The 14531-nt window shown below is 57.9% G+C and carries 11 protein-coding genes; 2 read left to right on the top strand and 9 right to left on the bottom strand.

From position 1 onward, the window contains the following. Positions 1-174: 174 nt before the first annotated feature. From ABRP17_RS01260 to ABRP17_RS01300, 9 genes are all read right to left on the bottom strand, one after another. Positions 175-861, bottom strand: coding sequence for an acyltransferase (locus ABRP17_RS01260; RefSeq protein WP_349985200.1), 687 nt, complete (start codon positions 859-861; stop codon positions 175-177). Positions 862-886: 25 nt separating this feature from the next. Continuing rightward, the gene (locus ABRP17_RS01265) at positions 887-1696 is read right to left on the bottom strand and encodes a hypothetical protein (protein WP_349985201.1); all 810 of its coding nucleotides are present in this window, start codon (positions 1694-1696) and stop codon (positions 887-889) included. Further along, positions 1693-2850 (bottom strand): DUF1972 domain-containing protein, encoded by a 1158-nt coding sequence (locus tag ABRP17_RS01270; protein ID WP_349985202.1) that lies wholly within the window; start codon positions 2848-2850, stop codon positions 1693-1695. Before ABRP17_RS01270 ends, ABRP17_RS01265 begins: the two co-directional genes overlap by 4 nt. 2 nt (positions 2851-2852) lie before the next feature. Next, complete coding sequence (locus ABRP17_RS01275; protein ID WP_349985203.1) at positions 2853-3680, bottom strand: glycosyltransferase family 4 protein; 828 nt, start codon at positions 3678-3680, stop codon at positions 2853-2855. Positions 3681-3970: 290 nt separating this feature from the next. Further along, positions 3971-5347, bottom strand: coding sequence for a hypothetical protein (locus ABRP17_RS01280; RefSeq protein WP_349985204.1), 1377 nt, complete (start codon positions 5345-5347; stop codon positions 3971-3973). A 15-nt stretch (positions 5348-5362) separates the two neighbouring features. After that, positions 5363-6805, bottom strand: coding sequence for a lipopolysaccharide biosynthesis protein (locus ABRP17_RS01285; RefSeq protein WP_349985205.1), 1443 nt, complete (start codon positions 6803-6805; stop codon positions 5363-5365). Between the two features lie 257 nt (positions 6806-7062). After that, on the bottom strand, positions 7063-9273 hold the full coding sequence (locus ABRP17_RS01290; protein ID WP_349985206.1) for a polysaccharide biosynthesis tyrosine autokinase: 2211 nt from the start codon (positions 9271-9273) through the stop codon (positions 7063-7065). Positions 9274-9327: 54 nt separating this feature from the next. Beyond that, entirely contained in the window at positions 9328-9762 is a 435-nt protein-coding gene (locus ABRP17_RS01295; protein WP_349985207.1) for a low molecular weight protein-tyrosine-phosphatase, read from the bottom strand. 137 nt (positions 9763-9899) lie between these two features. Next, positions 9900-11381, bottom strand: a complete 1482-nt coding sequence (locus tag ABRP17_RS01300; protein WP_349985208.1) for an undecaprenyl-phosphate glucose phosphotransferase — start codon at positions 11379-11381, stop codon at positions 9900-9902. A 642-nt stretch (positions 11382-12023) separates the two neighbouring features. Here ABRP17_RS01300 and ABRP17_RS01305 point away from each other — a divergent pair. Together ABRP17_RS01305 and ABRP17_RS01310 are read left to right on the top strand one after the other, a co-directional pair. Further along, entirely contained in the window at positions 12024-13556 is a 1533-nt protein-coding gene (locus ABRP17_RS01305; RefSeq protein ID WP_349985209.1) for an aldehyde dehydrogenase family protein, read from the top strand. Positions 13557-13686: 130 nt separating this feature from the next. Beyond that, a complete protein-coding gene (locus ABRP17_RS01310; protein WP_349985210.1) occupies positions 13687-14454 on the top strand; it encodes an SDR family oxidoreductase in 768 nt (255 codons plus the stop codon). Positions 14455-14531: the final 77 nt, after the last annotated feature.

The raw sequence follows: 14531 nt of genomic DNA on the forward strand, positions 1-14531 counted from the left end.
AGCAGGCGTACGCGGAGCCACGAACGGCGGAACTCCTAATGCCGTTCGCACCAAGGGCACCAGCTGTGCATGCTTCAGCTTGTGCCTGCAGATTTCCGCAGCGGGCGACCCTTCAACGAGGCAGTGAGGCCATACGGGCCGCCCGGCAACATGCCGAGCGCCTCTCGAAGACCATCAATAGCTCTTCAGCAACCGCGCGGGAACTCCACCGATCACGGAGTAAGGCGGGAAACTAGAATTAACAACACTGCCGGCTGCCACAACAGATGAGTGACCGATCGTTGCCCCGGCCAAAAGCGTGACCTTTGCGCCGATCCAACAGTTTGGGCCCACCACGATTTCCGCCCGCTCCGTGCCCTGAAGCCGGATCAGCGTGGACTTATCAAGAAAATTATGATTCTCTGGATGTGCGCTGAAGTACTGGCCGATGATGGTGTCATCGCCAATGAACACCCCACCGGAGCCTCCAAGGCGAGAATACTCGCCGATGCCCACTCTATGGCCTATAACCACGCCGACGCCCAGGTTGCCGAGGCTACCCGAGCAGACGATTCTGCTGAAATCACCAAGCTTTGCACCGTCACCCAGCGAAGCACCGCGTGAACTCAAGCCGTCGACCAATGAGAAGCGACCTAACCTGACCCCACGACCCAGGCTGACCAGCGACCCACATCTAATCGAGGCCCCTCTTCCTCTGAACACCGGAGTGAACAAACGCTTGCGTACGCCAAAGGTCAGGAACCCTCTGGCCAAGCTGAAGAGGTGCTCGATAGCCAACCCAATCTTATAACTCAGCGGGATTCGGTCATCCAGTTTGAACCGCAACGAGAACGCCGACCCAATGCTTGTAAAAAAAGACATGAGATTCCCAAGACGCCTAAAGTAATTAACTCTTTAAAAACCGCATATCCCTGTACTTCACTGCCAACTTTGCCATAAAGAATCTAGCGTATATACCCGCCAAGCATGAGGCTATGGGCCTGCTCTCGAAAACAACATGCCAAGACGCAACCAATGATTTCGCCCTGAACAACATAGCATCCGCACTTATGTCTGACCACAGAGCAGTGTCGTGATCGAGGACTACCGGCATGACCACTACGCCTTCATCAGCATCCGCAAGATTGATCATGAACTTGGTATCGATGCCATATAGATTCAAGCGCTCGTCGAACCGAGGCACCTGCAGGTAGCTTCTTGAAAGCACCATGCCGCTCGTGATCGCGAGCATCCCGCGCGCTTTCCGCAAACCCGACTGCGGGTTCTTGACATGCTTTCCCTTGAAGAACATCAGCCTGCCAGGGCTCACGACGAGACCATGAGACTTGACGATCGGAAGGTGAAGAGGGACGCCAGGTTGGGCGCTCAGAGATCGTCTGCAGTGAGAAAAATAGTCGACCGGCAGATCCGAATCCTGATCCAGGATAACCGCGCAATCGAGATCCATACCAGTAAGGACGGTATTGTAGACCAAGGAAAGGGGTGCATTCTCAGGGCAGGATCTATAAACAACGTCCAGTTGGCCGAAATCAAGACAGTCGAGTGCAGCCGGCCCATATGGAGCAGGGCTATTATCCCACACTGTCAATCGCCCCGAGAGACGATCATCTTCTTGGCCGGCACGCGCAAGCGAGCTTAGTGTGCGAGATTCACCCGGTGACGTCTTGTAAAGAACCACTAGAATGTGAAACTTCATCGGCGGCCGCTCGCCTGCGATCCCGAGCCATGCCTTCCGCCGGCTGCAGCATTCTCATCAAGCCACTGCTCTAGGAGCTGCTCGTACTGCCGCAGTATTTTAGCCCAGGTGAACTCCTCCTCAAACCGAATCTTCGACTCGCGCGCCATTCGGTCCAAATCATCACGAAGTGAATCAAGCTCATCGATCACCTGTCCGAAAGAGTCCGCACTGTCAAAATACTTTGCACCTTGACCAGCAACCCAGCGGTTGAACTTGTTGTCGTGAGCGATGACAGCATTTCCTGCCCCCATCGCCTCGACCAACGAGGGGTTGGTGCCACCAACCTGATGGCCGTGGACGTAGGCAACTGAATGGAATCTGAGCGCCTGTACGATTGCTCTGTCGTAGATTGCACCCAAAAAGACGACATCAGTGCCGGCGCTGTCCATAACCCGCTTGTGGTAGGAGTTGTCTGGATTATAAGCACCTAGTACCACAAGCTTATGGGAACGCGATTTCTTGGAGAATCCCTGCACAATCTCAAGGACTGAGTTCTCGGGTTCAGCTCTCGCGATTACCGTCAGAAACGTGCCAGGCTCAAGCCCAAGCGCCCTGACGCGATCAGGGTCCGCATACCCAATCTCTTCCGCCCCATACGCAATCGTCGTAATCTTCGAAGCTGACGCTCGGGTTGCGAGGTGCGCCTTTATCTCCGGATGATCGGCTATCAGGTGATCGCCAAGCAAGCACCCTGCCCGCTCGTTGATATAGAACCATGCCTTCGCCAATGGCCCCCACTTTGCACGAGCCCATTCGATGCCATCCATGTTGATGACGTTCTTCAGCCCTTTCGCCTTCAGGACCGCGGTGAAAATTGCTGTGTTGTACCCGAGTGTCAAGCACAGATCACTGAAGCGCGAGGCATCAACTATCGAGAGCCAGTCGAAAACGATCGTTCCTGCGGCACCCCTCGCACTGACCGGAATACGGACTCGTTCGATCCCATTCCACATATCGTTCACCGTCGCCCCCCCGCCACCCTCCTGACAGTAGACGATCACTCGCCAGCCGCGCTGTACAAGATAGAGCGCCAGGTATTCCGCGAAGGTCTCAAAGCCACCGTGTGCTGCGGGCACACCGCGGATACCAAGTATACGAAGAGTCGGCTTCATGACTAATTAGATCTCTTTTCTACGAACACGTTGACCAAGGCTTTCGCATACGATGCAGTGGAGAAGCGGGCCATGAAATCCGCACTTGCCTCGCTGCTCAGTTCAAGGTAAGACCTGCTGTCGACAGAGGGCAGGACGGAGATGATTTCAGACAATGACGATGAGCTACCAGGTGCAAAGAGATATCCATTCTTTCCATGCCTGACAATCTCCATCAAGCCTCCGTGCGCGGAACCGATCACAGGTTTGCCGAATGACATTCCTTCAATGGCGACACGTCCGAATGGCTCTGGTAGCGTCGACGGAACCAGCACATAGTCGCACCAAGCAAGGTGTGGCGAGGGATCGTCGCAAAACTCATGGAATTCAACGCTCACTCTATTCGTCAGTTCAGACGCCTGAGCTTTAAGTTGTACTTCAAGATGCTTCTGCGCTTCGATTGCAGAGCCAACAATACGCAGCTCAATCACTCGCTCAACTAGGGCTAGAGCACTGAGCGCAAGCTCCTGCCCCTTCCAAGCATTGATTCTGCCGAGCACGAGCAGCCGAAGCCTCGACTCAGCCTCATCAACGCCGGTGCCGTTTATTAGTGTTGATTCGGCCGAAGCCGGTTCGGGTGCGTCCACGCCGTTATATACAACAGAGCCCACGACACCGATCGCTTCCATGGTGGCGTTAGAGTTGTACACAATCTCGGCACGCGTGAACTTCAGGAGCCACCTGAACAACACAGCTTCCCGAGGGCGCGGAATTTCGCGCACGTGGACGATCAGGCGGTTTCGCGCGACAGCGCCCAGGAGGATCGCTGACAAGCAGACCAGCGTGTTCACATAAATCACATCGTCCTTACCTAGACGCCGCCGGAGTGACCGCAGACCACCAAGAATGGAGAGCGCGAATCGCAGTGGTGATCGGAGCTCACTTCTCCGCACATATCCATGCGCCTCGTACTCAACATCGATTCCCGCTTCAACTAACTTGTCCGCGAGCGGTCCGTGCCCTGGCAAGAGGACAAGAATCTCTCGCTTTGTAGTAACGTCGGCCGCCAGGGATTCCACTGCAGCCAGGAAGCTCCGATCCGAACCGTACAGTTCCGAGCTCTGATGTATGGCGAGTACTCTCACCTCAACCCCCTCTCGGCCTTATTTAGAAGCATATTTCCGGCGGACATTTCTTCCGACTGTCCAGCAACCGAATGCAGGGCCGAGCTGCGACGGCCGCGAGCAGCACGAACAGCAGAAAAAAGCATGAGCCAGATCATTTGATAATACAGTGAGGCGGAAAAATGCTGGAAGCAGGCAATAACCAATGCCGGAATTATTGATGCAAAAATGAACCCTTGAATCACAACATTTCCGCTTTGCCGTGCTCCAACTCTTCTGCTCGGAAAGGATCTTCGATAGAGGTTGATGACCCAAATTATCCAGATCGGGAACAAGACGCCAAATGTCAACATGCCATAGACATAGTAGGAATCGAATCTCCCGCGGAAAGCGCCAACTCCATGTCCGAAGAACCTGAACTCTTGGATGAGCAACGCGTACTGGGGCACGCGGCCTTGCACCGAACTATCGAAGCTATTGAAGAAAAAGATGATCGCAACGAGGAACGCAGCAACGCAGCCGAAGCCAATGAACAACGCTCGCCCAACCCTTTGCTTCCCGCTGATTCCGCCGAACGCGAAGAAGTGTATGGCGATTGAAACGACGACGATCATCAAGGAGGCCCTTACCTGGCTTACATAGACCCCCATGGCACAAACAGCCATCAAGGTCAAAGGCAACACTGCAGCCAGTAATCGCGTTTTTGAAAGACGACTCCATGCAATGCAATAGAAATAGAAACAACAAAGCGCAGCGGAGTATGAGTACTGGAGCGCGCTCGCAAAGAGCCCTGAAGAGCGAAGCTCGCCAGCCCGAACAATCTGGTACTCAACCATTCGATCTTCGAAACTGGAATCTGCGCGCAAGGACTCCTGCAAGAGGAAGTCGTAGCGCCAGATCGACTCGTAGTCTCCCGAGAATGAATAGTACTGGAACACGGCCAGAAGTGAATTGGCAGCTATCAAAGTTGCAAAAAGCATTAGCAACCGCTCCAGTTTCCGCTCCTCCAGCAGCCCGCATGCTGCAAGCAGAGCGGCAGTGACCACAGGCAGCACTGAATCCCGCCAATCTACAGCAGCCAAGAAGAATCCATTCTGTGTGCCTCCGTACAGCAGCAGCATTGAAGACACCAGCAGCAGGACAAGAACATCGCTATCGAGCACTCTGCGTCGTGCAGCTGAATAGGAGACCATCAGCAAAAGAGCAAGAAGGAGCATCTCCTTGTAGGACTTCGCCAGAGTGCCGGCCAAACTATCTCCCAGCTGAAAAAGATAGTTCGAGTAGTCAATACCCAGATAAAAAATAACAAGCCCATATAGCGCCATGGACTTCGCCCTGGCCGAAAATATGCTAAAGGCTGTCACCAAAGAGAGAATAGCTACAATAATATACATACCTAGAGCCTTCCCTTATCGCCGCGCCATTCGCATGACGCGCGCGTTCGCAACAATTCGCACCGTTGGCACAAACACATAGGCCGCCGCAGCGTAACTAATCACTCCAACAGCGATCTTCGCAGCAACATCTATCCAAGGTGTTGAAGGCATGAATTTGCTGAGGCCAGGTGTGAAGTAAACGGATAGCATCATGAAAAATGCGCAGAAGGATGCTGCCAGCATTATCTTCACAACTTGGCCAATGCTCGCACCAACAACCTTCGTGCACAGATAGATGACGGGCACGAAGTTCACGATGTTCGCTACGAGATAATACTGCGCCATGCGCTCTACGCCATCAGGAGCAGCCAAGGCGAACGCGGCGACCTGGAGGATGGCGCCAAAGATACCGAGGCGGAAAAGCAAGCGGGGCTGATTGACGGCCATGAAGACAACGCCGGAAACGCTCATTATCGATTGGAGAAACCCGGTGGGGGCAAACCATGCGAGAAGCGTTATCACCAGACCCCAGCCTTCACCGAAAACAAGCGGAACGATGCTTTCTCTGAGTATGAACAATCCAGCCATCAGGGGCGCCACGACCAAAGCGATCGCGCGCACAACATCCAAGTAAGGCCCGGCCAGAGGCTGACCTTCCCTATAGCGCAGCGTCAGCACAGGAAACAAAGCCCTGGTTGCGACGAAAGTGAGGCTCTGTAGCGGGAAAAGCATGATCCGGTAGGCGAGCGAGTAAGCGCCGAGCACTGCCGGGCTATAGAGCCGACCGATTATCAGAGAGTCGGAATTTCGTGCGAAATAGTTCACGAAGTTAAACCCTATGACATTCGCACTGAAAGACAAGACTTGCCGGTACTCCAGTAGCGCTACTGATACGACTCTCTTCGGCCGCCAAGTCACCGCCCAGAAAAACTGGATGGAATTAAGAGCAGCCGTGACAACCACCAGTGCCGCGAGACTGAATACACCTCCACCCAGAAGCGCGGTCGTTATCGCTGCGATCACTCCACTGATGTTCGACACTACCTCAATGCGCGCGACCACTCTGAAGAGCGAATCCCGCTCAAGCAATGCTTGATGGACCGAGGTTAGGCCTGAAAGAGGGAACGCGACGCTTATGAGCAGCAGGACGGGCAAAAGCACGGGGGTGCGAAAGTACGCTGAAGCCATCGGTGCGGCCATACAGACGAAAGCCGCGATGGCAATTCCGCCGAAGGTCGCGATTCTGAAAGCAGCTTGCTTCGTTACCTCAGTGAGGTCCGGGCGCTGGATTACAGCGGACGAAACGCCCATGTCACGGAACAACATCGCGAAGCTCGTCACGATCGTGGCCATCGCGACAGCTCCGTACTCGGCGGGCGACATCAATCGCGCAAGCACGAACACCACCGCTACTTGGGCGAGTATCTTGGAACCTTGGGCAAGAGCTACCCAGCGCGCATTACTGAATGCGCTCACCAGCTAACTTCCAAGCACTCGGGGATCGACTGTGTATAGCACACGTTGTACTTGCTTCTCCTGAGAGGCCATCCGCCGCTCTTGCCTTTGAAGTACATTGCTAGGTCACTCGATTCATACTGGCCCATGGAAATATTCTTCAACGGGCGTCTCCTTGTGCGACCTACGCACGTTTGCCAATCACTCGACCGAATGCCGAATCATCAAGCGCCGCAAGTCATTACCTGTTACTTTGCGGTCGCAAAACTCGGCATGGCTCAGTTAGTCGACTTGTATTCGTAATAACCGTAGCTATAATATCCGGCTGCCCGCCGCTCAACTGCATTGAAGATCGCACCGCGCAGTGTAACGTTGTTCTGCTCAAATCGTTTTTTGGCAAGAGCGAGCTCCTTTGGCTGATTCAAGCCAAAGCGCGCGACCAGAAGGCAGGTTCCCGCATGGTGCGCGATGACTGCGGCATCCGTTACAGCAAGAATCGGCGGGGTATCGATAATCACCAGATCATAGAGAGGCTCCACACGCTTAAGCAGCGCCGTGAAGTTTTCATGCATCAGCAACTCGGATGGATTTGGCGGAACGTCACCACGCGAAATAAAGCTGAGATTCTCAATCTCTGGAACCGAGCGTATGACGCTCTCAAAATCGGACTTTCCGACCAGGAAATTAGAAAGCCCGGGCGTCTGGACCGCGCCCAGGGCCTTGTGAAGTGTACCTTTTCGCATATCGGCGTCAATAATCAAGACACGCTGCCCAGCCTGGGCGATGACAGCAGCGAGGTTGGATGATACGAAGGTCTTGCCAGCATTTGGGCTGGAACCCGAAATGAGGACGACGTTATTCTTAGCCTCAAGCCGCGCGAAGTGGAGGCTTGTACGCAGGCTTCGCACTGCCTCGATGGCAAGGTCTGCTGGATCCTTTACCGCAAGAAGATGCAATCTGCCGTCGGCCTTGAACTTGCCGCGCACGGAATCGTTCTGCTGCTCCTGACTCACCGGAATGGACGCATACACCGGCAACCCCAACTCTTCAATCTGAGCTGGATCTTCAACGCCTCGATTCAGCAACTGTCGAAGCAGAATCAGCGCAATGGAGAGCGCGAGTCCAAGCGCGGTGCCCAGGAGCACAATAATTGATCGACGCGGCTTTACGGGCTCAGTCTCATCCACTTCGGCAGCGTCAACAATGCGCACATTGCCCACAGTACCAGCACGAGCCACATCGAGCTGCTGTGCCTGGTTGAGCATCCCGGTATACATCTCATTACTGACCTGTAGGTCGCGCGTCAACCGGAGCAACTCCTGCTGAGCTTCTGGAAGCTGCTTTACTTGCCCCTGGAACCCACTTTTGCGCCCTTCCAGATCTCCAATCTGCCGGATCAATGCTTGGTAAGCGGGATGGTCTCGCGTGAACTTCCGATCCATCTCAGCTTGCTGCAATCGCAGCTGCTGAATGCTTGTTTCAACAGCTACCTCCTGATCCAAGAGCCCCTTGGTCTGAAGAGTAAGATCCACGGAGTTTGCTTTCAGCTGGTAGGCAGTAAGCGCCTTCTGCGCAGCATCCACCTGCTTACGGATGTTGGGAAGCGCATCTTTCACGAAGGCCAGCTGTGCGGACGCTTCCGCAGAGTTTCGTTCTACGTTTTGACGCACATAGGCCTGCGCGACATGCTGCAGGAAGGTGCGCGCAAGGACAGGATCGGCATTGTCGTAGAAGAGCCTTAGTATTCCAGAATCTTTGCCGGACTCCCCGACGCCTACCATTTTCTGAAGCTCATTAACAACGGCAAGATGGATCTCACGGACAACGCTGAAGCGCGCACCGGAATGCGCTTGCAATCGAGCAACCTGCATGACCACGCCGCGCCCCTTCGCCGGCTGCCCTACCAAACCTTTGACAAGAAGATTGTTGTCTTCGTCAAAGAGTTCGTAATTGCCTCGCTGGCCGGCCACCAAGGTCATCTCCGTGCCTACCAGCTTGCGCGGCACATCGAGCTGGAAAATCTCAAGGACCTCGCCGCCCCAAGCGAATCGATCAAGTCCGAAACGCGTATCTGCGAGCTCTCCCGGCGCTGACTTCTCCGCTTGGCGCGCCAAGAAGTTGCCCAACAGCGGGAAACGACTGGGCTCCACGGTAATGTCGAGCTTCAACGTGTTCACCGCGCTGCCGATCACCGATCGAGAGGTGATCAGAGCGATCTCCGTAGTGGCTTCAATCGATCCTGTACTGACCCCGAGTGATTGACTGATGTCGGAAAGGCCAGGCAATGACGGCACCTTCGGCTCGACCTGTACGATCGCATCAGCCCGATATATCGGCGTGGACAGCAGCGCGTACGCAGCGGCCACCACAAAGAAAAGTCCGGTGATGCCGATGATCCACCACTTGTGGTCAACCAGCGTGCCAAGCAACTGGCGCAGGTCGATCTCGTCGTTGTCATCCGGTGCGGCGTTGCGCGAATCAGTGGTCATGGGTATGGGGCATCAAGAGAAAAGGAGGTAACGTTTGAAACCGGGAGGGGCGCATCAAAGATGACGCGACCAGCTCTCCACGCCTTCAGCCATCAATTTATAAACATGTTCGAACGCCGGGCGCTGCTGGCGGTACGGATCGGGAATTTCGCGCTCCTGCTGCCACTTGCCCAGCAGGAAGGTCTTGCCAGATGCCTCGGGGGCAATCTCGGCGATACGGCGCACATGCTTTCGCTCCATGGTCAGCACCAGGTCCGCCTGGCCCAGGATGCCGCCATTGATCTGCCGGGCGCGGTGACCCGTCCCGTCCAGACCATGCTCCAGCAACAAGGCCTGTGCCATGCCGTCCACGCCATGGTCCACCAGCGCACCCAGTCCCGCAGACGACACCTGTATGCCCTTCGCTTCAACAAGCTGGCGCAGCATCACCTCGGCCGAGGGGCTCCGGCAGATATTTCCAACGCAGACAAAAAGAATGTTCTTGAACACAACTCGATCCTGTAGCTATCCGTGCAGGCCGCCCAAGACGGGGCGGCGGCAGTCGCACAGGATACCGCACCAAGGGCGGCGGGCCCGACGATTACAGATTATTTCATTGATTTACATCGCAAAATTGGCTGACCAGATCAATAAGCCGACTTCTGCCCGAAGACCTTGAACGCCGTCAACGCGATGATCCGCACATCCAACGTCGGACTCCAACGTCGGATGTAGTCGATATCGTATTGAACGCGCTTTTTCATTGATCGCAGCTCCGGCGTCTCGCCCCGCAGGCCGTGCACCTGTGCCCATCCGGTGATGCCCGGCTTGACGTAGTGACGGTGCATGTAACGCTCTATGAGCTTTTCGTACTGATTGTTGTGCTGGATTGCATGCGGACGCGGACCCACCACCGACATGCTGCCGCCCAACACGTTCAGGAACTGAGGCAGCTCATCCAAGCTGGACCTACGCAGAAACGCCCCGAAACGCGTGATGCGCGGGTCGCTGCGGGTCGCCTGGGTGATCTTATCCGGCGTCTCCGCATGCACCCGCATGGACCGGAACTTCAGCATCGAAAACTCTTTGCCACCCAAGCCATGACGGCGCTGCTTGAACAGAACCGGGCCCGGCGAGCTGATCTTCACCCCCGCCGCCAGCACCGCCAGCAGCGGCGCAAGCAGGACCAGCGCGATGCCGGCCACCAGTATGTCTTCGATACGCTTCACCAGCCTGAAATGCTGGTCCGGCAAGCCTTGGCGCACACCGATCATCGGCACGTTGCCGACCAGGTGCACGCCCGGATTGAGCGTGCCGTAGCCACTGATGTCCGGAATGATGCGTACAGGCACCGGGTAGCGCTCGATTTTCTTCAGCATTTCCTTGATCTGCTGGCCGCTACCCATTTGCAGAGACACCCAGAGTTGGTCGAACTCTCCGCGATGCAGGTCCATGTACTGCGGGAGATCATCGATGGTGCCCAGGCAGCGCGGACCGTCGTTACGGCGTGGCCGCACGATGTCGCCCGGGCTTGAGAAGTAACCGATGACTTCCTTGCCCAGTTCCGGCTTGCCGCGCAGCAGGCGATGCAACTTGAGCGAGGGCGCACGCAGGCCCACCAGTACCACCCGCTGCCGATCCAGCCCCTTTGAGCGCAAGCGATGCAACTGGACACGCAGACAGACCCGCGTGGCCGTCATGCCCAGCAGCCCCAACGAGTACCAGCCCACCAACCAGAACGTTGGCACCGCGTCGGCCATGTCCACCAGCACGGCATAGATGGAGAACAGGCCAAAGGAGGCTGTCCACGCCAGAAGCACCACCCACAGATCGGCCAGCAGGCCACGCGCACGCCAATTGCGATAGACCGGGGCGATGCCGAAACAGATCACCGTGCTGAGCAGCAACGCGCCAAACACGATGCGCTGTGGCTGCGAAGGCGCAATGCCGCCGTTGCGTACCAAGTGACTGACGATGGCAGCACCCGGAATGACCAGAAGATCAGCAAGCCGCAGCCCCAACTCCAGCGCGGCACGCGCCTCTACACGCCGACCGCGGCTGATTGCCTGCGGTTTTGGCAGGTCTTCTACAGATCCCTGTAGCACCTCGACTTCTCCTGGACTACGCATCACCCGGCACCTTCTCTCTAGTGCGCTGGCCTCCCCTGGCAGCGCATTTGTATACACAAAAATGGGTGAAACGCGTTGATTTATGACGTAAATGTACCAGAGATCGCGCTCGCCCCTGCACTAGTAAAGAGTGAACTGCTTCACAGGTCGCTAGTACAAGTCCGAAAAACGCCAATAATTTGACGTGGATACAGTCGCCGCGGTTCAACGTGATCGAACAGCACGGCGCCTCTTGTGCCCAGCATTTCGCCACAGCCCGCGCCCTTGCGCCAGCGGGAAAATCCCACCCCTCCCCGCTCCGCATGAAACGGTCGGAGCGGTGAGCGTGCGGTCGGCCAACAATGTCATCGGCAACTAGACTTTGGTACTGGCCAGACGCCGCAGTCGAGGTTGCCCATCGCTTTTATCGGAAGCAACAATTGTTGGTCATCCCGATGCGGACACAGTGGCGCCGGCGAATCCCGCCGAGCATGGCTCGGCGCTACCAGTGACGTGACAATCCAGTGGCAGTACGTGGTCACGCGGCCCCACCGCACCGCACCATGCCCCCACCAGCCCCTCTGCTACCATCGTCGGCTTAGCTCGCCGCCGGCATCCCGTGCCGCGGCGGCACCAGAACAACATGATGAAACAGGAGTCTGCATGTCTTCCGAGCTGCTCAAGGCCTTGGGCCTGGATGCAATCAACGCGGGTACGTACCTGGGCAACGGGGAGTGGTCCACGGCCACCGACGCCGGTGTGATCACCCCGGTGAACCCGACCACGGGCGAAGCCATCGCCCAGGTCCATGCCACCACCGACGCCGACTACGAAACCATCGTGGCCCGCGCGCAGGAAGCCTTCAAGGTATGGCGCACCACCCCGGCACCGCGCCGTGGCGAAGCCGTGCGCCTGTGCGGCGAAGCGCTGCGCGCCAACAAGGACGCGCTGGGTTCGCTGGTCGCCCTGGAAATGGGCAAAAGCAAGCCGGAAGGCGACGGCGAAGTCCAGGAGATGATCGACATCGCCGATTTCGCCGTGGGCCAGAGCCGCATGCTCTATGGCTACACGATGCACTCCGAGCGTCCGGGCCACCGGATGTACGAGCAGTACCAGCCGCTGGGCCTGGTGGGCATCATCAGCGCGTTCAACTTCCCGGTCGCGGTATGGGCGTGGAATTCGTTCCTGGCCACCATCTGCGGCGATATCTGCCTGTGGAAGCCGTCCAACAAGACCCCGCTGACCGCCATCGCCTCCATGCGCATCTGCAACGAAGCGCTGCGCGAGGGCGGGTTCCCGGACCTGTTCTTCCTGATCAACGATGCCGGCACCGAGCTGTCGCAGAAGATGGTGGCCGACAAGCGCGTGCCGCTGATCAGCTTCACTGGTTCGACCCAGGTCGGCCGTACGGTCGCCGAGAAGGTCGCCCATCGCCTGGGCCGCTGCCTGCTGGAGCTGGGCGGCAACAACGCGATCATCCTGGACGAAACCGCCGACCTGAAGCTGGCTATCCCGGGCATCGTGTTCGGTGCGGTCGGCACCGCCGGCCAGCGCTGCACCACCACGCGCCGGTTGATCGTGCACGAATCCATCCATGACGACGTGCTGGCCACGTTGATCAAGGCGTACAAGCAGGTGGAAGGCAAGATCGGCGATCCGACCGACCCGGCCAACCTGATGGGCCCGCTCAACAGCGACGGCGCCGTGCAGCAGTTCCTGGCCTCGATCGAGAAGGCCAAGGCCAGCGGCGGCACCGTGCAGACCGGTGGCACGCGCATCGATCGTGCCGGCAATTTCGTACTGCCGGCCATCGTCACCGGCTTGAAAAACAGCGACGACGTCGTCCAGCACGAGACCTTCGCCCCGATCCTGTACGTGATGAAGTACAGCACGCTGGACGAAGCCATCGACATGCAGAACGGCGTGCCGCAGGGCCTGTCCTCGTCGATCTTCACCACCAACCTGAAGACCGCCGAGCGCTTCCTGTCGGCAGCCGGCAGCGACTGCGGCATCGCCAACATCAACATCGGCACGTCCGGTGCGGAAATCGGCGGCGCCTTCGGTGGCGAGAAAGATACCGGCGGTGGACGTGAATCGGGATCGGATGCCTGGAAGGTCTACATGCGCCGCCAGACCAACACCATCAACTATTCGGATTCGCTGCCGCTGGCCCAGGGCATCAAGTTCGACCTGTAACCGGAAACCGGAAACCCGGGTAGCGCCGAGCCCCGCTCGTCGACTACCTGCCCAACGCCGCGATCCGGCGCATCCCCGACCGGACCGGCACACCGCCGAGCGTGGCTCGGCGCTACAGGGAAGCCCCTTCATGTCGGATGCTCCTCGCCTTGATTTCACCGGCCGCCGGGTGGTCATCGCCGGCGGCAGCAAGGGCATCGGCCGCTGCATGGCCCTGGCCTTCGCCGCTGCCGGTGCCTCGGTGTCGGTGTGCGCACGCGGCCAGGCCGGGCTCGACGCCCTGCAGGCCGATGCTTTGGCCCAAGGCACCCCGCTGCACACGCACGTGACCGATCTTTCCCGCCTGGAGCAGATCGACCACTGGCTGCAGGATGCCGCCGACGCTCTCGGCGGCATCGATGTGCTGGTCAACAATGCCACCGGCTACGGGATGGCCGACGATGAAGACGGGTGGGCCGCCAGCCTGCAGGTCGACCTGATGGCGGCGGTACGGGCATCGCGCCTCGCCCTGCCCTGGCTGCGGGAATCGGCCGACGCCTGCATCCTCAACCTTTCCTCGATTGCCGCGCAGATGCCGCGCCCGGGCGGCGCACCGTATGCCGCCGCGAAGGCGGCGCTTTCGCACTACACCACCAGCCAGGCGCTGGCGCTGGCCGCAGACCGCATCCGGGTCAATGCCATTGCGCCGGGCTCGATCGAGTTCGAAGATGGCCTGTGGGATCGCCGTCGCGTGGAAGATCCTGCGCTGTACCACGGCACCCTCGCCCGCATCCCGTTCGGCCGCTTCGGTGAGCCTGCAGAAATCGCCAACGCCGCCCTCTTCCTGTGCTCGCCGCTGGCGCGCTGGATCACCGGCCACGTACTCAACGTCGATGGCGGCCAGGTACTGATGGGCTGAGCAGGGGGCTTTGTCCGCCAGCGGCATGGGCTTGTCGACCCACAACCTCTATCATGGGCGCTCCACCAAGGAGGTCC

Source organism: Stenotrophomonas sp. WHRI 8082 (assembly GCF_040223995.2).
Lineage (GTDB): Bacteria > Pseudomonadota > Gammaproteobacteria > Xanthomonadales > Xanthomonadaceae > Stenotrophomonas.